The organism is Nocardia niigatensis NBRC 100131, assembly GCF_000308655.1.
GTDB classification, from domain to species: Bacteria; Actinomycetota; Actinomycetes; order Mycobacteriales; family Mycobacteriaceae; genus Nocardia; species Nocardia niigatensis.
In genome coordinates this window covers 18427-39079 of record NZ_BAGC01000043.1, presented here as the reverse complement: position 1 = coordinate 39079, position 20653 = coordinate 18427, and the positions used below count along the sequence as shown (strand labels likewise).

General features: G+C 65.5%; 21 protein-coding genes. 11 read left to right on the top strand and 10 right to left on the bottom strand.

Annotation, left to right across the window (positions count from 1 at the left end; genetic code table 11):
- Positions 1–24: 24 nt before the first annotated feature.
- Together gatB and ON33_RS17505 are read left to right on the top strand one after the other, a co-directional pair.
- Positions 25–1542, top strand: a complete 1518-nt coding sequence (gatB, locus tag ON33_RS17510; protein ID WP_040860498.1) for an Asp-tRNA(Asn)/Glu-tRNA(Gln) amidotransferase subunit GatB — start codon at positions 25–27, stop codon at positions 1540–1542.
- 50 nt (positions 1543–1592) lie between these two features.
- A complete protein-coding gene (locus ON33_RS17505) occupies positions 1593–2417 on the top strand; it encodes a MerR family transcriptional regulator (protein WP_040860054.1) in 825 nt (274 codons plus the stop codon).
- A 98-nt stretch (positions 2418–2515) separates the two neighbouring features.
- Here ON33_RS17505 and ON33_RS17500 read toward each other — a convergent pair whose 3' ends face one another.
- A complete protein-coding gene (locus tag ON33_RS17500; protein ID WP_040860053.1) occupies positions 2516–3664 on the bottom strand; it encodes a PQQ-dependent sugar dehydrogenase in 1149 nt (382 codons plus the stop codon).
- Positions 3665–3800: 136 nt separating this feature from the next.
- On the opposite strand from ON33_RS17500, the gene ON33_RS17495 reads away from it, so the two are divergent.
- On the top strand, positions 3801–4673 hold the full coding sequence (locus ON33_RS17495) for a DoxX family protein (RefSeq protein ID WP_051152401.1): 873 nt from the start codon (positions 3801–3803) through the stop codon (positions 4671–4673).
- Positions 4674–4791: 118 nt separating this feature from the next.
- Here ON33_RS17495 and ON33_RS17490 read toward each other — a convergent pair whose 3' ends face one another.
- The 3 genes from ON33_RS17490 to ON33_RS17480 all read right to left on the bottom strand — a co-directional run bounded on the left by ON33_RS17490 (position 4792) and on the right by ON33_RS17480 (position 7662).
- Positions 4792–5091: a hypothetical protein gene (locus tag ON33_RS17490; RefSeq protein ID WP_040860052.1), complete on the bottom strand. Its 300-nt coding sequence runs from the start codon at positions 5089–5091 to the stop codon at positions 4792–4794.
- Positions 5092–5108: 17 nt separating this feature from the next.
- Positions 5109–6950, bottom strand: a complete 1842-nt coding sequence (gene ilvD / locus ON33_RS17485) for a dihydroxy-acid dehydratase (RefSeq protein WP_040860051.1) — start codon at positions 6948–6950, stop codon at positions 5109–5111.
- 145 nt (positions 6951–7095) lie between these two features.
- A complete protein-coding gene (locus ON33_RS17480; protein WP_063711035.1) occupies positions 7096–7662 on the bottom strand; it encodes a PH domain-containing protein in 567 nt (188 codons plus the stop codon).
- Positions 7663–7961: 299 nt separating this feature from the next.
- On the opposite strand from ON33_RS17480, the gene ON33_RS17475 reads away from it, so the two are divergent.
- From ON33_RS17475 to ON33_RS17460, 4 genes are all read left to right on the top strand, one after another.
- Complete coding sequence (locus ON33_RS17475; protein ID WP_040860050.1) at positions 7962–9920, top strand: acetolactate synthase large subunit; 1959 nt, start codon at positions 7962–7964, stop codon at positions 9918–9920.
- Positions 9917–10420, top strand: a complete 504-nt coding sequence (gene ilvN / locus ON33_RS17470; RefSeq protein ID WP_040860049.1) for an acetolactate synthase small subunit — start codon at positions 9917–9919, stop codon at positions 10418–10420. The genes ON33_RS17475 and ilvN overlap by 4 nt, the downstream gene beginning before the upstream one ends.
- Before the next feature lie 132 nt (positions 10421–10552).
- Positions 10553–11554, top strand: coding sequence for a ketol-acid reductoisomerase (ilvC, locus tag ON33_RS17465; RefSeq protein ID WP_174391548.1), 1002 nt, complete (start codon positions 10553–10555; stop codon positions 11552–11554).
- A gap of 132 nt (positions 11555–11686) precedes the next feature.
- Positions 11687–12298, top strand: a complete 612-nt coding sequence (locus ON33_RS17460; RefSeq protein WP_040860495.1) for a Uma2 family endonuclease — start codon at positions 11687–11689, stop codon at positions 12296–12298.
- A 113-nt stretch (positions 12299–12411) separates the two neighbouring features.
- On the opposite strand, the gene ON33_RS41330 is transcribed toward ON33_RS17460, so the two are convergent.
- Both ON33_RS41330 and ON33_RS17450 read right to left on the bottom strand, forming a co-directional pair.
- Positions 12412–12633: a hypothetical protein gene (locus ON33_RS41330; RefSeq protein ID WP_157184585.1), complete on the bottom strand. Its 222-nt coding sequence runs from the start codon at positions 12631–12633 to the stop codon at positions 12412–12414.
- A gap of 290 nt (positions 12634–12923) precedes the next feature.
- The gene (locus ON33_RS17450) at positions 12924–13694 is read right to left on the bottom strand and encodes an SDR family NAD(P)-dependent oxidoreductase (protein ID WP_040860046.1); all 771 of its coding nucleotides are present in this window, start codon (positions 13692–13694) and stop codon (positions 12924–12926) included.
- A 123-nt stretch (positions 13695–13817) separates the two neighbouring features.
- On the opposite strand from ON33_RS17450, the gene ON33_RS17445 reads away from it, so the two are divergent.
- Positions 13818–14435: a TetR/AcrR family transcriptional regulator gene (locus tag ON33_RS17445; RefSeq protein WP_040860045.1), complete on the top strand. Its 618-nt coding sequence runs from the start codon at positions 13818–13820 to the stop codon at positions 14433–14435.
- A gap of 23 nt (positions 14436–14458) precedes the next feature.
- On the opposite strand, the gene ON33_RS17440 is transcribed toward ON33_RS17445, so the two are convergent.
- The 3 genes from ON33_RS17440 to ON33_RS17430 all read right to left on the bottom strand — a co-directional run bounded on the left by ON33_RS17440 (position 14459) and on the right by ON33_RS17430 (position 17235).
- On the bottom strand, positions 14459–15580 hold the full coding sequence (locus ON33_RS17440) for a Shedu immune nuclease family protein (protein ID WP_157184584.1): 1122 nt from the start codon (positions 15578–15580) through the stop codon (positions 14459–14461).
- A gap of 493 nt (positions 15581–16073) precedes the next feature.
- Positions 16074–16958 carry an HNH endonuclease gene (locus ON33_RS17435; protein ID WP_040860044.1) on the bottom strand — a complete coding sequence of 295 codons (885 nt, stop codon included), beginning with the start codon at positions 16956–16958 and terminating at the stop codon, positions 16074–16076.
- Positions 16959–17013: 55 nt separating this feature from the next.
- Entirely contained in the window at positions 17014–17235 is a 222-nt protein-coding gene (locus ON33_RS17430; RefSeq protein WP_157184583.1) for a hypothetical protein, read from the bottom strand.
- A gap of 170 nt (positions 17236–17405) precedes the next feature.
- Between ON33_RS17430 and ON33_RS17425 the strand changes: the two genes are divergently transcribed.
- From ON33_RS17425 to ON33_RS17420, 3 genes are read left to right on the top strand one after another with little or no spacing between them, the layout of a single operon-like run.
- Positions 17406–18287 carry a helix-turn-helix domain-containing protein gene (locus ON33_RS17425; protein WP_040860493.1) on the top strand — a complete coding sequence of 294 codons (882 nt, stop codon included), beginning with the start codon at positions 17406–17408 and terminating at the stop codon, positions 18285–18287.
- On the top strand, positions 18284–18496 hold the full coding sequence (locus ON33_RS39740; RefSeq protein WP_083869048.1) for a DUF397 domain-containing protein: 213 nt from the start codon (positions 18284–18286) through the stop codon (positions 18494–18496). Before ON33_RS17425 ends, ON33_RS39740 begins: the two co-directional genes overlap by 4 nt.
- 44 nt (positions 18497–18540) lie before the next feature.
- A complete protein-coding gene (locus ON33_RS17420) occupies positions 18541–19419 on the top strand; it encodes an alpha/beta fold hydrolase (protein WP_040860042.1) in 879 nt (292 codons plus the stop codon).
- 84 nt (positions 19420–19503) lie between these two features.
- Here ON33_RS17420 and ON33_RS17415 read toward each other — a convergent pair whose 3' ends face one another.
- A complete protein-coding gene (locus ON33_RS17415) occupies positions 19504–20328 on the bottom strand; it encodes a DUF559 domain-containing protein (RefSeq protein ID WP_085996779.1) in 825 nt (274 codons plus the stop codon).
- Positions 20329–20653: the final 325 nt, after the last annotated feature.

Below are 20653 nucleotides of genomic sequence, written 5' to 3'. Positions count from 1 at the left end.
CGGGGGGTAAATAGGATGGAGCGCATGAGCGCAGCGACCGTGGACTTGATGGACTACTCCGATGTCATCGACCGGTACGAACCGGTGCTCGGCATGGAGGTACACGTCGAGCTGGGCACCGCGACCAAGATGTTCTGCGGCTGCCCGACCGAATTCGGCGCCGAGCCCAACACCCAGGTGTGCCCCGTGTGCCTGGGCCTGCCGGGCTCGCTGCCGGTGGTGAACGAGAAGGCCGTCGAGTCCGCGATCCGCATCGGGCTCGCGCTGAACTGCTCCATCACCCCGTGGGGCCGGTTCGCGCGGAAGAACTACTTCTACCCGGACCAGCCGAAGAACTACCAGATCAGCCAGTACGACGAGCCCATCGCCACCAACGGCCACCTGGATGTGGTGCTCGATGACGGCACGGTCTTCCGCGTCGACATCGAGCGCGCCCACATGGAGGAGGACACCGGCAAGTCGCTGCACGTCGGTGGCGCGACCGGTCGCATCCACGGCGCCTCGCACTCGCTGCTCGACTACAACCGCGCGGGTGTGCCGCTCATCGAGATCGTCACCAAGCCCATCCAGGGTGCGGGCGAGCGCGCGCCCGAGGTGGCCCGCGCGTATGTGACCGCGCTGCGCGAGGTGCTCAAGTCCCTCGGGGTCTCCGACGTGAAGATGGAGCAGGGCTCGCTGCGCTGCGACGCCAACGTGTCGCTGATGCCCAAGGGCGCCAAGGAATTCGGCACCCGCACCGAGACCAAGAACGTGAACTCGCTGCGCAGCGTCGAGGTCGCGGTGCGCTTCGAGATGCGCCGGCAGGCCGCCGTGCTGGCCTCCGGCCGCGAGATCCTCATGGAGACCCGCCACTTCCACGAGACCGACGGCACCACCTCCGCCGGACGTGTCAAGGAGACCGCCGAGGACTACCGCTACTTCCCGGAGCCCGACCTCGAGCCCATCGCGCCCGACGCCGCCTGGGTCGAGGAGCTGCGCGGCACGATTCCGGAGTACCCGTGGCTGCGCCGCGCCCGCATCCAGTCCGACTGGGGCCTGTCCGACGAGGTGTTCCGCGACCTGGTCAACGCCGGTGCGCTGGACCTGATCATCGCGACCGTCGACGCCGGTTCCTCGGTCGACGCCGCCCGCTCCTGGTGGGTCGCCTACCTGACCGAGAAGGCCAAGGAGCGCAATGTTTCAGCGCTCGAGGACCTGCCCATCACCCCGAAGCAGGTCGCCGAGGTGGCCGGGCTGGTCGACGCCAAGACCATCAACAACAAGGTCGCCAAGCAGGTCGTCGACTTCGTCCTCGCCGGCGAGGGCGAGCCGGGCCAGATCGTCGAGGCCAAGGGCCTCGGCATGGTCTCCGACGACTCCGCCCTGCAGGCCGAGGTCGAGAAGGCCCTCGCCGCCAGCCCGGACATCGCCGAGAAGATCCGCTCCGGCAAGGTTCAGGCCGCCGGCAAGGTCGTCGGCGACGTCATGAAGGCCACCCGCGGCCAGGCCGACGCGGCCCGCGTCCGCGAACTGGTCCTGGCCGCCTGCGGTGTCGAAGGCTAGCCACCGGGCTTGACCCTCACACCGTGTGAGGTCCTACACCTGGAGGAGTCATGTTCAGTATCGGAGACTTCGCCAGGTTCGGGTCGGTGTCGGTGCGCATGCTGCGCCACTACGACGAGATCGGACTGCTCCCGCCGTCCGAGGTGGATCCGTGCTCGGGCTATCGGTTCTACGCGGCCGATCAGCTCGCACGGCTCAACCGCATCGTCGCGTTGAAGGATCTCGGCTTCACCCTGCAACAGGTGGCCGAGATGCTCGACGGGCAGCTGTCCGCGGAACGACTGCACGGCATGCTGCAACTGCGGCGCGCGCAGTTGGCCAATCAGTTGGCCGCGGACACCGCACGGCTCCTGAGCGTCGAGGCGAGGCTCCTGCGTATCGAGAAGGAGGGCGTCATGCCCGAGCAGGAAATCGTCGTGAAGCCACTGTCCGCCACGCTGGTCGCCGAAATGAGCGATGTCGCGGCCGAATCCGGGGAGGCCGCGGTGGGCCCGATCATCGAGCGGCTCTACGCCCGGCTCGGGAAGGCGATCCCGGAAGCCGGCCTCACCATCGCCGGCGCGCCGGTCGTGTACTACGAGGAATTGGACGAGGGCCTGCGCGTGCATGTCGCGCACCAGGTCGCGGGCACCGCCGCGCCGGGCACCGCCTTCGATCTGCGTCTGCTGCCGGAGATTTCGCAGGCCGCCACCCTCGTGCACCGCGGCAAGCTGGCCGAGCTGTGCGTGTCCTTCGAGGCGATGGGCCGCTGGGCCGACGAGAACCGTTACGCCCCTTGCGCTCCCATCCGTGAGGTCTACCTCGATGCGCCGGAGGATCCGACTTCGGATGGCTGGGTCGTGGAACTGCAGATGCCGGTCGCCGCTGCCGTGTGAACGGTTCGGGCCCGGCTCCGCTCCGGCGGCATCCTCAACTGCTCTGAAAAGGACTGCGGCGCACAGCTTTCGCTGTGCGCCGCAGTGGCATCCGGTGGCTAGTCCGGTCCGTTGCCCTGGCCCGCGGACGGCGGCGGGATCCGCACGACGCGGTCGTCGTACTGATTGGGACTGCCGTCGGGCTTGTTCACGGTGCCGACCCAGATATTGCCGTCCCCGCCGAGGGTCGCGCCGTCGAGACGACCGTACTTGTCCTGTGCCAGCAGCGCCGGCGCCGCGGTCACCGCGTGCGTGTTCTTGTCGGCCGTGGCGAGAGCCAGCGCCTTCTGGTTGGTCATGGAGATCGCGACACCGTCCGAGGCGGCGGCACAGCCCGCCACACCCGGGTGATCGGGCCAGGTCCACGCCTTCACCGCGACACCGTCGGGGCCGACCCGCTGCAGCCGGTCCTCGGTGGCGGTGCGGTCGGTGATCCAGATGGAGTCCTTGCCGTCCGAGCACACCCCGCCCGCCACACCGATGCCGGTCACCACCACGTCGGCGGCGGCGCCGGGCGCGGGGGAGTTGATGCTGAGCAGCTTGCCGGCCATCGAATTGGTGTCCGCCGCCAGCGACGGATTGCCGGCGTCGCCGGTCAGCACCAGCATGCGGTTCTGCGCCGCGAAATCGATGGAACCGCGATTGCCGTTGGCTCCCTTCGGGATTCCGGTCAGGATCGGCTTGGGCACGCCGCCGTCGGTGGAGATGCGCACCACCCGGTTGTCGCCGCCGGTGGTCACATAGGCGTAGATCAGTCCGTCCTCGGTGAACGTGGGCGACAGCGCCAGACCGGTGAGGCCGCCGTCCCCGGCCGGATCCACATCCAGCTTGGCGATCTCGATCGGCGCGGGCGGTTCACCCTCGTCGGTGGCGATCACCTTCAGGATGCGTCCCGTGGTGCGTTCGGCCACCAGCGCGCTCCCGCCATCCGGCAGCGCCACCAGGCCCGCGGTGGTGTCGAGGCACGAGACCACGACGGCCAGATCGGGATCCACACACGGCAGATCCGGGCGCTTGGCATTGGTCGGCGGGGCCTTGGGGGTGGTGGTGTTGGGTTCGGCGTCCTGCCAGGTCGGCTCCGTGGTGAACGGGCTCGAGGCACGATCGTCGAAGCGGGCGCAGCCGGACAGCAGCACGGCGCCGAGCGTCACGCCCAGCACAACACTCCGTGCACCCACCCTGACACGGCCAGCGGCAACCAAACTCATGGTTGAGACGTTACGGAAAACCTGCCGTCCACGCTCGGACGGGGTGTCCCAATCCTTCGCCGTGGCGCGAATCGGACGGCGGACACGCCCGCGTTCTGTGATGTGCCGAGCGGTCCCGGCTAATACTCTGACCCGGGTGACAGACAAGCCGAACGAGTCCGCCGTGGCGGGCGACCTGCCGCCCGCCGCACCGCGACCGGCCGGTGGACCGGTCCGCAGCCCCTTCGATTCGCCGACCGAACAGTTTCCCGCCACGTCCGGCGTCCAGACCACCGAGAAACTGCCCCGCACCGACGAGGAACTCGGTCTCGACCCGGAGGTCCCGCTCTACTCCCAGGTCAAGAACGCCATCCCCGGCACGGCCGACAGCACCACCACCACCGAGCCGTCCCCTGCCTACTCCTTCGCCAGCATCCCGCCGGCGCCCGCCGGCCCCGTCGAGAGCAACGGCCGCGTCCGCCGCCGCGACGACCGCCGCGGCACCCTGGACCTCGGACTCCTGCTGCTGCGCTTGGTCATCGGCGGCACCTTCGTCTACCACGGCCTGCAGAAGTCCGTGGGCTGGTTCCACGGCCCCGGCTTCGACGGCATCAAAACCTCCATGGAGAACGGCGGCTGGAAACACGTCGACATCGCCGCCCCCCTCCTCATTACCGGCGAACTCGGCGGTGGCATCCTGGTCGCCCTCGGCCTGGCCACCCCCCTCGCCGCCGGCGCCCTCCTCGCCGTCATCCTCGACGCCTGGATGTGGAAGCAAGGCATGGTCCCCGGCTTCCAATACACCGCCAAGGGCAACTCGGTGGAACTCGACTCGATCCTGGTAGGCATCACCACCGCCCTCCTCCTCACCGGCCCGGGCCGCCTCTCCCTCGACCGCAATCGAGGCTGGGCCACCAGACCCTTCTGGGGCTCTTTCGCCGCCTTCATAGCCGCCATAGCCGCCGCCCTCCTCACCTACATCTACCTCCACGGCGGCAACCCCCTGACCGGCATAGCCGGCTTGCACTAACCCCCCCGAACGCAGAGCGGCCGGGCCGATCCCAACGGATCGATCCGGCCGTTTCCTTGTAGACGTGTGAAGGTTCATCGACCTTCTGAGGCGTGGGGGGCTTGCCCCCCACCACCTTTCACCACTGACGCGTGGTCCAGGATTCCCATTCCTGGAAGGTCTCCTGGTGGAGCTGGAGGACCCGTCCCGACTTGATGTCGATCTCCTGGTGCAGCATCGCCCGATGCTGGCTGATCTTCACCTGCTCGTCCGGCGTCGCCATGAACTCGGCATGGTCGAGTTCGCGGACTTCGGCGGCCAGCTCTTCGGCCTCGGCGAGCAGCGCTTTCGCTTCGGCGTTGCGGGCGTCCGACCGCTGGAGCATGGCCGTGTAGTCGGCAAGCATGGAGTCGGCCTTGCCGATGTATTCGATTGTCATTCCCTTGCTTTCTTGAATTACGGCACGCGCCGGACGGCACCCTTGTCGGCGGAAGTGGCGAGCGCGGCGTAGGCACGCAGCGCGGTCGTCACCGGGCGCTCGCGGTTCACCGGCTGCCAAGGCCGTTCGGACGCTTCCATTTTCACCCGGCGCTCGGCGAGAACGTCTTCGGGGACCAGCAATTCGAGCGCGCGGGTGTGCACGTCGATGCGGATGCGGTCACCGTTCTCGATGAGGCCGATGGACCCGCCGCTGGCCGCCTCCGGGGAGATGTGGCCGATGGACAGGCCCGAGGTGCCGCCGGAGAAGCGGCCGTCGGTGATGAGCGCGCAGACCTTGCCGAGGCCGACGCCCTTGAGGAACGAGGTGGGGTGCAGCATCTCCTGCATGCCCGGGCCGCCGGAGGGACCCTCGTAGCGGACCACGACCACGTCGCCGGGCTGGATCTCCTTGCCCAGGATCTTGGAGACCGCCTCCTCCTGGGATTCGACCACCACGGCCGGGCCCTCGAAGGTGAACAGGTCCTCGTCGATGCCGGCGGTCTTGAGGATCGCGCCGTCGGGCGCGATGTTGCCGCGCAGCACGCACAGTCCGCCCTCGACGGTGTAGGCGTGCTCCTTGTCGCGGATGCAGCCGCCCTCGGCGTCGGTGTCGAGCGAGGACCAGCGGTTGTCGGTGGAGAACGGCACCGTGGTGCGCACCCCGCCGGGCGCGGCGTGGAACAGCTCGAAGGCTTCGTCGGAAGCCTTGCCGGAGCGGATGTCCCAGGTGTCGAGCCACTCGTCGAAGGACGCGGTGTGCACGGTGGTCACGTCGGTCTTCAGCAGGCCGGCGCGGCGCAGCTCGCCGAGGATGGCCGGGATGCCGCCGGCGCGGTGCACGTCCTCCATGTGGTAATCGGAGTTGGGCGACACCTTCGACAGGCAGGGCACCTGGCGCGAGATCTCGTCGATGCTCTGCAGATCGAACTCGATCTCACCCTCCTGCGCGGCGGCGAGGGTGTGCAGCACCGTGTTGGTGGAGCCGCCCATGGCGACGTCGAGGGCCATGGCGTTGTGGAAAGCCTTGGCATTGGCCACGTTTCGCGGCAGCACCGAGGCGTCGTCGTCACGGTACCAGCGGGTGGCGATGTCCACGATCACCCGTCCGGCCTTCTCGAACAGCGCGCGCCGCGCCGAGTGGGTGGCCAGGGTCGAGCCGTTGCCCGGCAACGACAGACCCAGCGCCTCGGTGAGGCAGTTCATGGAGTTGGCGGTGAACATGCCCGAGCAGGAGCCGCAGGTCGGGCAGGCGGACCGCTCGACCTCGGTGAGCCCGTCCTCGCTGACGTTCGGCGAGGCGCTGGCGGAGATGGCGGTGATCAGGTCGGTCGGGGCCTGGGCGACGCCGCCGACGACCACGGCCTTGCCGGCCTCCATCGGACCGCCGGAGACGAACACGGCCGGGATGTTGAGCCGCATGGCGGCATTCAGCATGCCGGGAGTGATCTTGTCGCAGTTGGAGATGCACACGAGCGCGTCGGCGGTGTGCGCGTTGGCCATGTACTCCACGGAGTCGGCGATGATCTCGCGCGAGGGCAGCGAGTAGAGCATGCCGCCGTGGCCCATGGCGATGCCGTCGTCCACGGCAATGGTGTGGAATTCGCGCGGCACGCCGCCGGCCGCCCGGACCGCCTCGGCCACGATCTCGCCGACGTCCTTCAGGTGCACGTGGCCGGGGACGAACTGGGTGTAGCTGTTCGCGATGGCGACGATCGGCTTCCCGAAGTCGGAGTCGGTGAGACCGGTCGCGCGCCAGAGGGCGCGAGCGCCCGCGGCATTGCGGCCGGCGGTGGTGGTGCGTGAGCGAAGCGGTGGCATTGGTCAGGTCCTCGGTTCGTGTCGCAGTGGGCTGTTGAGCGACTGTCCAGAAGTACGTCTCACAACGGTTTCCGGCGGGGCTCAACGTTACTCCCGGCCCATGACATCGATCACCGCCGGTAAGAACTCTGCACCCCCGGAACGCCTACGACTTGCCGGAATCAGCCTCAGGCTCGGTCGTTTCGGGCTCACGCTTCGTGGTCTCCGCCACAGATTCCGTGGTTTCCGCCACAGATTCCGTGGATTCGGCTTTGTCCGCTTCCTCTTCTTCCTCGGGCTCCGCGAACGGATCCGGGATGCGTCCGTTCGAGGCGGCGACGAGATCCGCGAGCCGGTTGTACCCGACCGCGGGCAAGGTCACATCGGAGTCGTCGGCCAGATGCAGCTGCAGGTACCCGCGCTTGGGAATGCGCAGCCCGCGCACGTCGGCCCAGTCGATGTGCTGCGAACCGAACAGGGTCCGTGTGTCGATTCCATTGTCCGAGACGGTCGTCCGCGTCCGCTCGATCCACACCACCACGACGGCCGGGATGACGAACAGGATCCACAGCACCTGCGGCCACCCGAAGAAGGCGAAGGCCACGCAGAACAGCAGGATGAACACCCCGAGGTGAGCGAGCCGAGGGACGCGGATCACGCGACCCGCGTCCGATTCGGCGCCGGGCGTGTGGGACGATCGAGCAGGTGGCACGGACTGATGCTGTGAGGACACACCCACATCCTTGCATCATGGTGAACGGACCCGATTAACCGCACTGTCTCACATAATGAGACCCCATAGGTCAGCTGTTTGACTGATCGACCCACGCGCGCATACCGTCGAGCGCGTGAATCGAACCGAGTTGCTCGTAATCGGCCGGCGCGTCCAGCGCTGAGCCGACGACTGTAGGTCATTTACGTCAGCTCGCAGCTGCGACGCGCCACCCTCGAACAGCCACTGGCTGTCGGGGGCTTTTTTGTGTTCAGGCAAGTCCCATGGACTGGAACGACAAGCAGTAAGGAACCAAGACGGTGAGCGCACCTACCGCACGGCCCGGGCCCTCGGCCCGCAAGCCAGCGCCTTCGGCCACTCAGCCGACCGCGGCTCCGGCCGCAACTCCGAACCGCCGCCAGGTCCCGCCGGAGCGGGTCACCGGCGCGCAGTCGGTCGTCCGTTCCCTCGAGGAGCTCGACGTCGACACGGTATTCGGCATTCCGGGCGGTGCGATTCTTCCTGTCTACGACCCGCTGTTCGATTCCACCAAGGTCCGCCACGTGCTGGTCCGCCACGAGCAGGGCGCGGGTCACGCCGCGACCGGCTACGCGCAGGCGACCGGCAAGGTGGGTGTGTGCATGGCCACGTCCGGTCCGGGCGCGACCAACCTGGTCACCCCGATCGCGGACGCGCAGATGGACTCGGTGCCGCTGGTGGCCATAACCGGTCAGGTCGGCCGCCCGCTGATCGGCACCGACGCCTTCCAGGAAGCCGACATCTCCGGCATCACGATGGCGTGCACCAAGCACAATTTCCTGGTCACCGACCCGATCGACATCCCGCGGATGATCGCCGAGGCGTTCCACCTGGCCTCCACCGGCCGCCCGGGCGCCGTCCTGGTCGACATCCCGAAGGACGTGCTGCAGGCGCAGACCACGTTCTCCTGGCCGCCGGAGATGAAGCTGCCCGGCTACCGCCCGGTCACCAAGCCGCACGGCAAGCAGGTGCGCGAGGCCGCCCGGATGATCATGGACGCCAAGGCGCCCGTGCTCTACGTCGGCGGCGGCGTCATCAAGGCCGACGCCAGCGCGGAACTGCTGGAACTGGCCGAGCTGACCGGCATTCCGGTGGTCACCACCCTGATGGCGCGCGGCGCGTTCCCCGACACCCACACCCTGAACATGGGCATGCCGGGTATGCACGGCACCGTGGGAGCCGTTGCGGCGCTGCAGCGTTCGGATCTGCTGATCACCCTGGGCGCGCGTTTCGACGACCGCGTCACCGGCCAGCTGGACTCGTTCGCGCCGAACGCCAAGGTGATCCACGCTGACATCGACCCGGCCGAGATCGGCAAGAACCGCCACGCGGACGTGCCGATCGTGGGTGACTGCCGCGAGGTCATCGCCGAGCTGATCGAGACCCTGAAGGCCGACCCGGCCGCCGCGGGCCAGGCGCCGGTGCTGGATCTGGGCGAGTGGTGGACCTACCTGAGCGGTGTGCGCGAGAGCTACCCGCTGGGCTGGAAGACCCCGTCCGACGGTTCGCTGTCGCCGGAGTTCGTGATCGAGAAGCTGGGCCAGATGGCCGGTCCCGACGCCATCTACTGTGCCGGCGTCGGCCAGCACCAGATGTGGGCCGCGCAGTTCATCAAGTACGAGCGCCCGCGCACCTGGCTCAACTCGGGTGGTCTGGGCACCATGGGCTACGCCGTGCCCGCGGCCATGGGCGCCAAGATGGGCATGCCGGACCGCGAGGTCTGGGCCATCGACGGTGACGGCTGCTTCCAGATGACCAACCAGGAGCTGGCCACCTGTGCCGTCGAGGGCGTGCCGATCAAGGTCGCGCTGATCAACAACGGCAACCTGGGCATGGTCCGGCAGTGGCAGACCCTGTTCTACGAGCAGCGCTACTCCAACACCGACCTGGGCACCCACACCCTGCGCATCCCCGACTTCGTGAAGCTGGCGGAGGCGCTGGGCTGCCACGGTATTCGCGTGGAGAAGGAAGAGGACGTGGAGGCCGCGATCCGCGAGGCGCAGTCGATCAACGACCGTCCCGTGGTGATCGACTTCATCGTCGGCAAGGACGCGCAGGTGTGGCCGATGGTCGCCGCCGGCACCTCCAACGACGAGATCATGGCCGCGCGTGGCATCCGCCCGCTGTTCGACGACGACGAGGCCGCCTCCGAGCCGGCCGTCATCCATGAGGCGATGTCGCACGAGAAGGCTTCTGTGACTGCTCACGAGCGCGCCTCCCAGAAGGGGACCAAGGAATGACCACCACCCACACCCTGTCCGTGCTGGTGGAGGACAAGCCGGGCGTGCTGGCCCGCGTGGCCAGCCTGTTCTCCCGGCGTGGCTTCAATATCCAGTCGCTCGCGGTGGGCGGCACCGAGATCCCCGAGATCTCGCGCATGACCATCGTCGTCACGGTCGAGGATCTGCCGCTGGAGCAGGTCACCAAGCAGCTGAACAAGCTGGTCAACGTCATCAAGATCGTCGAGCAGGACACGGACAGCTCCGTCGCCCGCGAACTGATCCTGGTGAAGGTGCGGGCCGACGCCAGCGTGCGCACCCAGGTGATCGAGGCCGTGAACCTGTTCCGCGCCAAGGTGATCGACGTGTCGCCCGATGCGCTGACCATCGAGGCCACCGGCACCCGCTCCAAGCTCGACGCGTTGCTGCGCATGATGGAGCCCTACGGGATCCGCGAGATCGTGCAGTCCGGAGTCGTCGCGGTGGGCCGCGGACCGAAGTCCATCACCGCGACTCGCTAGTATCCGGCCGCCACGACTCGCCGGTAACCGGAAGTCACAGCGGCCACCCGCCCGCTCGCCCGGCATTATTTCGCCCGGGAACCAACGCTTTAAACACAGAATCCAGAAGGAGCACCCAAAGTGGCAGTCGAGATGTTCTACGACGACGATGCCGATCTGTCGATCATCCAGGGCAAGAAGGTCGCGGTCATCGGCTACGGCAGCCAGGGCCACGCCCACTCGCTGAGCCTGCGTGACTCGGGCGTCGATGTGCGCATCGGCCTCAAGGAGGGCTCGAAGTCCCGTGCCAAGGCCGAAGAGGCCGGCCTGACCGTCGGCACCCCGGCCGAGGTCGCCGAGTGGGCCGACGTGATCATGGTCCTCGCGCCCGACACCGCGCAGGCGTCCATCTTCACCAACGACATCGAGCCGCACCTCGAGGACGGCGACGCGCTGTTCTTCGGCCACGGCCTGAACATCCACTTCGGTCTGATCAAGGCTCCGGCCAACGTCACGGTCGGCATGGTCGCCCCGAAGGGCCCGGGCCACCTGGTGCGTCGTCAGTTCGTCGACGGCAAGGGCGTTCCGGCTCTGATCGCCATCGATCAGGACCCGACCGGCAACGGCCAGGCGCTGGCGCTGTCCTACGCCAAGGGCATCGGCGGCACCCGCGCCGGCGTCATCAAGACCACCTTCAAGGAAGAGACCGAGACCGACCTCTTCGGTGAGCAGGCCGTGCTCTGCGGTGGCACCGAGGAACTGGTCAAGACCGGTTTCGAGGTCATGGTCGAGGCCGGTTACGCGCCGGAGATGGCCTACTTCGAGGTCCTGCACGAGCTCAAGCTGATCGTCGACCTGATGTACGAGGGCGGCATCGCCCGCATGAACTACTCGGTCTCCGACACCGCCGAGTTCGGTGGCTACCTGTCGGGCCCGCGCGTCATCGACGCCGGCACCAAGGAGCGCATGAAGGCGATCCTGACCGACATCCAGGACGGCACCTTCGTCAAGCGCCTGGTCGCCAATGTCGAGGGCGGCAACAAGGAGCTCGAGGCCCTGCGCAAGGCCAACGCCGAGCACCCGATCGAGGTCACCGGCGCCAAGCTCCGCGGCCTGATGAGCTGGGTCGACCGCCCGATCACCGAAACCGCCTAAGGGTTTCGCGACTTCGGACGACCCGCCGGACCCCGTGTCCGGCGGGTCGTTTCATGTCACGAGGTCGTTGGAGTACTGCGGACTACGATGGCGATGTCCTCGATATTCATTGGCTTGATCTGAGAGGTGCCGGTGACCGTATCGCCCGCAGATGAGAGCCGCTATCTGACGGCCGAGGAGTTTCTCGCCGCCGAACCGGATGCGTTCGGTGATACCGCCGGTGATATCGAGATCGTGGACGGTCGGCTGGTCAGACTGATGTCCCAAAGTGGCGCTCACAGCCGAGTGGTGCGTCGACTGGCATCGATGATCGAAGCCGCGCGCCACCCGTCCGGACCGTGCCTCGTGGTGGATTCCGATGTCGCGGTTCGACTTCCGGACTCCGAAGATCAGCGTGCCGACCGTCGGCTGAATGTCCGGTACCCCGACATCATGGTCCGTGACTGCGAGCCATACGACGTCAACACCGTGCGAGATCACATCCAGCTCGTGATCGAGGTGGCCTCGAAGGAGACCGTCGATACGGATATCGGCATCAAACGGGTCCTCTACGCACGCGCGAGAATTCCCGTCTATCTCATCGTGCATTTCGACAAGAGCTGGGAGATCATCGACCGCATCGAGGAATACCGTCTGGACTGGTCGGGTCTGAGGTACGAACCGCATCACGTCCACCGAACCGGCTTGGTTCTCGACTCCCCGGTCACGCTCGCCGTTACGTTCGAGAGCCTGCAAGCGCCGTGACGGCCTGAGGTTCCGGGATTTCAGCCGTGAAGGCCCGCCAAGATCTTTTCCTGGCGGGCCTTCGCTGTTCGCGCGTGAGGGGGGATCGCGCGAGGTGTGGTCGTGTCTCGGGTTTACCAGCTGCCGAAGCTGCCCGGCAGCGCGTTGCGCCACCAGCAGTCGTCGTTGTCGTGACGCCAGCCCTGGTTCCAGTCGTCCCGGTCGTGGTTCCAGTCGTCGCGGTCGTGGCGGTGCCGCCAGTCGTCGCGATCCCACCAGCCGTTCTGGTGGTGCGGCCACGCCACATCACCGGGGGCGTTGTCCAGCGGAACGTCCGCCGATGCCGGAATGGTCACTGCCGCAAGAGGAACCAGGGCGATCGCACCGGCGACAGCCACACGGGCTGTGATCCGGCGTAGAGATGTCGACTTCATGGTCAGCACTGTGCCCGACCGGTGTCCGTTTGCGATACGGATTCCCTGTGAATTCAGGGCCGAATGGTCCTCATGTATGACACCGCACCCTGAACGACCCTGAAACCCATTGCACGGCAACGGCCCCGCAGGAATTCTCCGGTAGGGCCGTTCGCAAATGCGGCTCGATCCGCTACTTTCGCGGCCGTCGAATCGAAAGTAGCGTCGCAGTCTCAGTAGTGAGTGCCGCCGTCGATCCGAATCTCGGTACCCGTGATGAACGCACCGTCATCCGACGCCAGCATGGCGACCACGCCCGCCACGGTGTCGGGCGACGCGAAGCCCTGCCCGATACCCGGAGCCAGCTTCATGAACAGGCTCAGATCGGCGTCCGCCGGAAGGCCCGGACCGCGCCCGTCGGTCATATCGCTCGAAATCGACCCCGGCGCAACGGCGACCACGCGCAGACCCTGCTTGGAGTACTCCGCGGCGAGCGCGTGGGTCATGGACATGATGCCGCCCTTGGACGCGGCATACGCGGACATGTACGGGTGCGCGAAGAACGCGGACGTGGACGTGAAGTTCACGATCACACCCTTGTCCGAAGCCAGCAGCTGCGGCAGCGACTCCCGAATCATCAGGAAGGTACCCGTCAGGTTGATGGCGATGATCTTGTTGAAATCAGCCAGCGGCATCTCGTGCGTATGCGCCGACCGCAGAATCCCCGCCGCATTGATCAGCGCATCGATCCCACCGAGCGCCTCGACCGCGGCGGCAACGCCGGCCTTCACCGACTCCTCATCGGAGATGTCGACCACGACGGTGGTCAGCCGATCCCCATTCCCGTTCTCCGCCGCCTGCTTGGCAGTCTCGGCCAGCCCCGCCTCATTCACATCGGCCCCGACAACCTGCCCACCCTCGGCCAGAATCCGATGCACGGTAGCCCGCCCGATCCCCGACCCCGCCCCGGTGATCACTACTCGCCGCCCGTCAAAACGCTCCATCGCGGTTCTCCTTACCTAGGTTCTCAGCCTCTCTCGGCACGCTACGCCTACATGGCACGTCATGCCATCATGGCATCCCGTCAACTAGGATTGTCCCAACGTGCCCGCCCAAAGGAGGTGAAAATGTCCGCCCAGCCCCTCCCACGCCCCACCCTCGCCGAACGCCGCAAACAAGAAACCCGCATGGACATAGCCCGAACCGCAGCCCGGCTGTTCGCCGAACACGGCACCTCCGAGGTAACCGCAGATCAAATAGCCGCCGAATCCGGCGTAGCCCTCCGCACCTTCTACCGGTATTCGCGCACGAAGGAAGAAGCTGTCGAGCCGATGCTCGCGGCAGGCGCCCAACGCTGGCTCGCCGACATAGCCGCAGGCCCCCACCGCCTCCCCACCCCGGAAGAATTCGAAGCCGCCGCCGTCCGCTCCTTAACCCTCGGCGACAGCCCGGAAGACCTGGAAATCACCCGCGGCCTCCTCCGAGCCATGGAAACCGACCCAGCCCTCCGCGCCATCTGGCACCGGATCAACATGGAGGCTGAGCGCGATCTCCACCGAATCATGATGGAATTGGCGTGCGGCTCAGCAGATTCATTCGAGGTGAGGATTACCGCCGCCGCAACCGCGGGTGCGATCCGTGTGGCACTTGAACTTTGGGCCGCTGAGAGCGGTCCACTCGAGGGCGAAGGTTCTCCTGCCGACCTAGTTGTCCATTGTATGCGTCGACTGCACGTGGCCGAGTAGCATCACGTCATGGTCGGTGTTCTTTACTGCGAGAACAGTTTCGAACTGTCGGCAACTTCGTCCAAGCCTCTGGATTGCGCCGAGCTCGATGCCACAATCCATTCGGCACCGGACAATAGTTCGTCAAACGTCAGCACTTCCGGTTCGACCAGTTCTCGCCGGAACAGTTCGAACGAACGGATTTTGTCCTGATGGAACCCACCCTTTTCACCTCGAAGGCTATTGAGGCTCCCGATTACCAGATAGGTGCGAGGCCGTAGCAGGTAGGTGAACTCATCAGGAAGGTCGCTGCCGTCCTGTGCCTTGTCCTGGAGTCGGTCCCCGATCTGCATCACTGCGCGATGAACAGTTCCTTGAACCTGAACGATTCCACCGGACAGCTCGGGGGACGGTGCCCAGCATCCGGATCGATACGCCTCTTTTGTCCACTCTAACAGCTCTTTTCGATGTGTTTTGATCTCGGCGAAGACCATTGATCTAACCCGCCCGGATGTCCGAAGCAGTGCATCGGTGCGCTTGCCTACACCCGCGATAGAGTGCCCAGCGACTACCTGCTCGAGTCTCTCATCGCTCCACGACGTCAGTAGTTGCCCAGACAGCGAGACGCCAAAGATCCACGGGTTCTTCTCAAAGAACTGTTGCCAGACAGCCTCTTTCCCTCGACCCGCCAGCTTGCTCGCCTCGGCATCGAAGAATTCCTCGTCCGTCAGCAGCCGTCGGAAGTGCTCAAGTTGCTCCCGTCGATAGGCCATGGCGACTACGTCGCTCGATGCCGCGTCGCTCCGGATGAGTTCCTTGAAAGCCTCCGGGTCCTTCTTGTATGCATTCCTGAGCAGGTCTTCATCGATCTCGCTCTCCTCGGAACGACTCTCACCATCGACCTGGCCAGACCGAATGCGAAGTGCCTTGTCCCCGAACGTCTCTCGCATAACACGGACGATCTCGGCCGCTATCGCTGCGTCAATCTGGAGTGACTGACTGCTCTTGGGATCTGAGACTCGGTCCTTGGAGCCGAACGTTGACAGATGTAGCAGCCGCGTGCCATCTGGCGCATCGATTGCCTGATGCTCGCACACCACCCCCTTGTGTGGACTATGCGCCCTGATTCGCTGCCCGTTCGGCCCCATCTCAAGAATCCGCGCCATGGCCCTGATTCTGAAACGCGACCGCGCAGTCGTCAACCTCGCCAGGGAGACTTCCTGGTGGTCGAACTTGAGTGGAGGTGACGCGAATTGAGTTGAGCAACTTGCTAATTGGATGTGATGTGGATAGATTCGTGATCATGCCTGGGGGTCGTGCGTGGCTGCAAGAATCGCTGATCCTGCCGCCCGGTTTGGTGCGCTTCGCCTGCCGAGGGCGAGCTGATCCTCGTTCCCCGCAGATGCGGCGGTGGCAGCGGATAGAATGAATGCTCTCGCTGCAGAGCTTGACCTTCAAAAGTCTCCAAGGTCCTCCTATTTGCTGATCCTGTGGCCCGATGGGCGCACGCTCTATGTCTTTCTCCCGAGCAGCTTTCGGAGGTTTCGAGAATAGTCAGGACCTTGTTGAGGCTGATTCATTGGATCCGTCCAGCAGTGTTCCTGGTGCGCTGCTGCGAAGCGGCGCTGATTTGCTGGCTTCAACGCTAATGAACCGCGGCTAGCTGGCGGCCTCGAATTCTGCGAACCGGACAGCCAGGCGGTCGGAACTGGGTTTGTCCTTACCTCTTGCCGGTGTGAACAGCTGTCGGCCATTCATTTCCTGGAGACCATGACGGAGCATCGGACCGTCGATCTCATCCATGAGAGATTGGTTGATCCGTATCTGGTAATCAGGTGTGATGCCGAGGAAGTTCTCGTCATATGCCGCGTGGTGGATCTTGCACAGACTCAGACCGTTGTCGACGGTCGGGGTGCCGTTCGGCTTGCCGTCGGCGATGATGTGGGCGGCATCGAGAAGCTTGGCGTGCTTGAGATGGCAAACGGCGCAGCGGCATTCGTAGGCGCGGAGGACTCGGCCTCGGAACTCGGGTTGGTGCAGGCGCTGTTTGGTCACTCGTTCGACGTATTCGCGTTCCAGGGGCTGGAGTTCGAGAGGGTTTTCGACCAAGCGGAGGCTGTCATGAAGGGCGATCAGAAACTGTCGGTTCTCTTGGTCGTCGGCGACCACGTACACACGAGGCACTGGGACGAAGACGCCGTCGGCGATCTTCCGGAGTAGTAGGAGCGGTAGGTCGAGGTCCAGCGCGGCCCGGAGCTTCTTGTTGTCGCCGTTCACGCTGCCCTCGCGGTAGGCGTAGGCGAAAAGTGAGTCCTGTAGTTCTTCGTCTGCGTACTTGCCCTTGGGATCGGACAGGATCGACAAAGTGGCCAGCATGTCCTTGGGATTGCGGATGCCGCGGTTACGGTCGATGAGGCGGTGAGTCGCGCCGTTCAGGGTGAAGTCCCACAGTTGTTCGCGGGTAACGACTCCGGTGTCACCGACCAACTCCTCCAGGTGTAGGAAGATCTCCTCGCGGAGGATGGCCTCGGCATCCCTGTCCATGGAGAGAGTCTGTCATGGACCCGAACCCGAAGAGATGATCTTCAACGGATGCGTTTCAGTGTGCCGTTTCCGTTGTGCTGGCTGAGATGCTGGCCAGGGCTTTCGGACCGTGGCGGAGGATCGTGGCGAGAGTTGCTGCGTCCAGGCAGATCTCGAACTCGCGGCTGGTTTCGCCGAGGATGAGGGTGACGCGGTGGTCTTGGGGGTTGGGGACGAAACGGACTGGGCAGTCGGCGGTGGTGATTACCCAGGCTCCGATGGTGAGTTGGTCGAACATGGTGGGCTCCTCGGTGTTGGGCGGGTTATGTAGAAAGTGCATCACTCGCGCGGGCTGGTGGTTAGCCTGAACTGGGTAAACCAGTGGCTTCTCGTCGAAAGCCCTGGACCGCTGGCAGTTTGGGCGTTCGCGTCACCCAGTACGGGTGCATGTTGATGAGGAAGCGCGTCATGTCGGAGACTGGCTCGACCTTGCCGAGGCGGCAGCTTGGGCGGTACTTGCGGGAGGCGCGGAGCGCGCTGGGGATGTCACAGGATCGGGTGGCGAAGGCTGCAGAAGTTAGTACGTCGGTGTTGCAGCGGTTGGAGCGCGGGATACCTACGCGGCTGAAAGTTCGAGATCTGCAGGCGATTTGCGATGTTTTGGAGCTGTCCGGCGATACCGCGGAGGCCATGGTTGGGCTGCTTCGTCAGGCGGCGGAGACCAGCTGGTGGCATGAGTACGGAAGCGTGATACCGGCGAACTTCGACGTATATGTCGGGCTCGAGACCGCGGCTCGGAAGTTGACGACCTACCAGCCGGCACTCGTTCCCGGGCTGCTGCAGATCCCCGAGTACGCTCGCGCGCTAATTCGAGCCGTGAAGCCTGAAGAGACGGCAGCGGACCACGAGCGTCGAGTCGAGCTGCGGACGCGGCGGCAGGCAACGGTGTCTCGGAGGTATCAGCCTCTGTCGCTCGATGTTGTCCTCCACGAGGCGGCGCTGCGGTGCAATGTGGGCGGTCCAATGGTGATGGCCGCTCAGCTGAGGCATCTCGCCGAGATCGGCAAATTGCCGAACGTCTCGGTTCGAGTGCTGTCTTTCAAGGCAGGAGCCCCGGTCGGTGATCCCGTGGGGCAGTTCGCGATTCTCGAGTTCGACGAAGATACCGGAGGCGAACGAGTATGGCCTCCCGTGGTGTATCTGGAGACCTTCATCGGGTGCATGTACCTGGAGAAGGACGCCGATGTGCGGCGGTACTATCGGGTTCTCGATAGCCTTCAGCGGGCAGCACTGGACGAGGCGGTCAGCCGTAACCTGCTGCGGCAGGTGGCAAAGGAGTTTTCAGCGTGACTGACGACCTATCCGCAGCCGAATGGTTCAAGAGCAGCTACAGCGGCGACAAGGCTGACTGTGTCGAGACAGCACATCTGCGAGACGGTTCGGTCGGGGTTCGCGATTCGAAGAACGCCAGCGGTCCCGTGCTGGTCTTCACACCGAAGCAGTGGGACGCGTTTGTTGCAGGTGTCGTGCGCGGAAAGCTGACATCGGAGCAGGCTTAGGTCGACTTCCAGGATTTGGTGCGCCGGGCGGGTTAGCGTGGGCTATGGCTGCTGATCAGGATCCGCCCGTTATCCCCGGTGTCAGTCGGACCTTTGTCGAGGCTCGGGGTGTTCGATTCCATGTGACCGAGGCGGGGGAGGGGCGGCCTGTGCTCGTCCTGCATGGGTGGCCGCAGCATCACTATGTCTATCGGGATCTGCTCGCGAACCCGCCGGAGGGGTTGCGGATGATCGCGCCGGATCTGCCGGGGTATGGATGGTCGGGCGCGGCGCCGCATCGGTGGGCGAAAGATGATGTGGCGTCGGATGTCCTTGCGTTGATGGATGCGTTGGGGTTGGACAAGGACGTGTTGTTGGTGGGGCATGACTGGGGTGGGTTTGTGGGGTTTCGGATGGTGTTGCGGGAGCCGGGGAGGTTCAGGGGGTTTCTTGTTTTGAATATGGCGCATCCTTGGGCGCCCAAGGGGGTTGTGGCTCGGCATGCTTGGCGGTTGTTGGCTTATCAGCCGTTGATGGCGAGTGTGGGGGTGCCGTTGCAGCGGCGGACTCGGTTCTTGGAGTGGCTGTTCGGGGCTGCTACCTCGGAGGGGCATGCGATGGATACGGCGACGATCAAGGTCTTCGCGGACAGGTTCAGGGATCCGGTGGTGGCTCGGGCTGCTACTGACACCTATCGGACGTTTCTACTGAAGGAAGTGCCGGCTTCCGTGCGGAATCCGGAGACGCGGCGGGCCACCGTGCCGATTCGGGCGCTGTTCGGGAAGGACGACTCGGCGGTGCACTACTCGCTCGCCGCGGCGGAGACGGCTCGGGCGGATGACTACAGGCTGGAGTTGGTGGAGGGGTGTGGGCATTTCATCGTTGATGAGCGGCCGGAGTTGGTGCGGGAGAGGTTGATCGAGTTGGCTGGTGAGACCGCGTAGGTGAGGACGGTGCAGGCTCGCGCCAGTGGGTGACTTTCGGTCGAAAGTGCGGTCGGAGAGGGGGAAAGTGCGAGATCTGATCGGTTATCGTCTGCGCCGCCGGATTACAGCCGCAACCTCGTCCACGCACTTGTCGACGGATTCGTACACGTCGGCGGCCGCGTACCTCAGCACGAGCCAGCCATCGAGCAGCAGTTCGTTCTGGCGGCGCCGGTCGTGTCGGAATGCTATGGAGCCGCTGTGGAATTCGCGGCCGTCGATCTCTATGACGGTGCGCGAACGCTCGTCGACGAAGTCGCAGCGATACGGGCCGATCGGGTGATTGCAGAGCAGGCGCAGGCCGCGGCGGTTCAGGGCCCGTGCGAACAGGCGTTCCGGTTCCGATGCCGCGTGGATCGCGGCCGCGCGCAGTTGTCGGCGGACCGTCGAAGAACCATGGAGGTGGGAGTCGCAGAGGTCGAGCAATGCGTGTCCCGGAACGTGCCGGCCCACGTGCCGATCGATCAGTATGTCCGCATCGCGCTCGGGAAGGACCGAGGCGCAGTCGAACACGGTCAATGCGGCAGTCGTGAGGGGCAGGTCGTAGCGTTCGTCGATCCATTCGGGACGGAGACGGCGGCGGTAGAGCCGCAGCCAGTCCGGTGTGCGGCGGTCGGAGTCCATGGGAATGGTCGCCTCGATACGGGTCGGCTCATCCGGCAGGAGTCCGTGCAGCCAGGCGGCGGTGCGGTGGCTGAGGACCGCGCGTGGCTGCCAAGCGACGACTGCATGGCATCGGTCGAGAGTGGTTGGCGCGCCGAGGCAATACGTACTGGGAAGCAGTCGCTGGTAGATGCCGCGCCGGCAACGGGCGTTGATCGTGCCGACCGGGACGCCCTCCGCCAGGAGTTCGCTGCGTGTTCGAATCATCCAGCGAGCGTGTCACCGCGCCCGGACATCGCTGGGGCGGCGAACCGCGATTACGCGCGGACTGTGGATGGGCGCGGCCGCTGTGGAAATCGGTTGATTCAAGTGAGCCGGCCTTCTTCGCGGAGGCACCAGCCGGACGCCGATCGAGGGTCGTCGACGAAGCATTCGAGACCGGCTCGGCGAGGTTTCCACTGTGCAAACTCTTCCGGGGATGCGGGCGGGCGCGGTCGGTGGCCGGCATCGGGGAAACACGCTTTGACCTAGTGGGATCAACGTGTGAAGTGAGCGTCGGGTGGTCGCGGACGACAAGGTGGCGGGCGCGATC

What these genes read in the sequence shown, in the direction of transcription:
- gatB (WP_040860498.1), top strand. Translation starts at nt 25, where the DNA reads ATGAGCGCAGCGACCGTGGACTTGATGGACTACTCCGATGTCATCGAC.
- ON33_RS17505 (WP_040860054.1), top strand. Translation starts at nt 1,593, where the DNA reads ATGTTCAGTATCGGAGACTTCGCCAGGTTCGGGTCGGTGTCGGTGCGC.
- ON33_RS17500 (WP_040860053.1), bottom strand. Translation starts at nt 3,664, where the DNA reads ATGAGTTTGGTTGCCGCTGGCCGTGTCAGGGTGGGTGCACGGAGTGTT.
- ON33_RS17490 (WP_040860052.1), bottom strand. Translation starts at nt 5,091, where the DNA reads ATGACAATCGAATACATCGGCAAGGCCGACTCCATGCTTGCCGACTAC.
- ilvD (WP_040860051.1), bottom strand. Translation starts at nt 6,950, where the DNA reads ATGCCACCGCTTCGCTCACGCACCACCACCGCCGGCCGCAATGCCGCG.
- ilvN (WP_040860049.1), top strand. Translation starts at nt 9,917, where the DNA reads ATGACCACCACCCACACCCTGTCCGTGCTGGTGGAGGACAAGCCGGGC.
- ilvC (WP_174391548.1), top strand. Translation starts at nt 10,553, where the DNA reads ATGTTCTACGACGACGATGCCGATCTGTCGATCATCCAGGGCAAGAAG.
- ON33_RS17450 (WP_040860046.1), bottom strand. Translation starts at nt 13,694, where the DNA reads ATGGAGCGTTTTGACGGGCGGCGAGTAGTGATCACCGGGGCGGGGTCG.
- ON33_RS17445 (WP_040860045.1), top strand. Translation starts at nt 13,818, where the DNA reads ATGTCCGCCCAGCCCCTCCCACGCCCCACCCTCGCCGAACGCCGCAAA.
- ON33_RS17440 (WP_157184584.1), bottom strand. Translation starts at nt 15,580, where the DNA reads ATGGCGCGGATTCTTGAGATGGGGCCGAACGGGCAGCGAATCAGGGCG.
- ON33_RS17435 (WP_040860044.1), bottom strand. Translation starts at nt 16,958, where the DNA reads ATGGACAGGGATGCCGAGGCCATCCTCCGCGAGGAGATCTTCCTACAC.
- ON33_RS17430 (WP_157184583.1), bottom strand. Translation starts at nt 17,235, where the DNA reads ATGTTCGACCAACTCACCATCGGAGCCTGGGTAATCACCACCGCCGAC.
- ON33_RS17425 (WP_040860493.1), top strand. Translation starts at nt 17,406, where the DNA reads ATGTCGGAGACTGGCTCGACCTTGCCGAGGCGGCAGCTTGGGCGGTAC.
- ON33_RS17420 (WP_040860042.1), top strand. Translation starts at nt 18,541, where the DNA reads ATGGCTGCTGATCAGGATCCGCCCGTTATCCCCGGTGTCAGTCGGACC.
- ON33_RS17415 (WP_085996779.1), bottom strand. Translation starts at nt 20,328, where the DNA reads ATGATTCGAACACGCAGCGAACTCCTGGCGGAGGGCGTCCCGGTCGGC.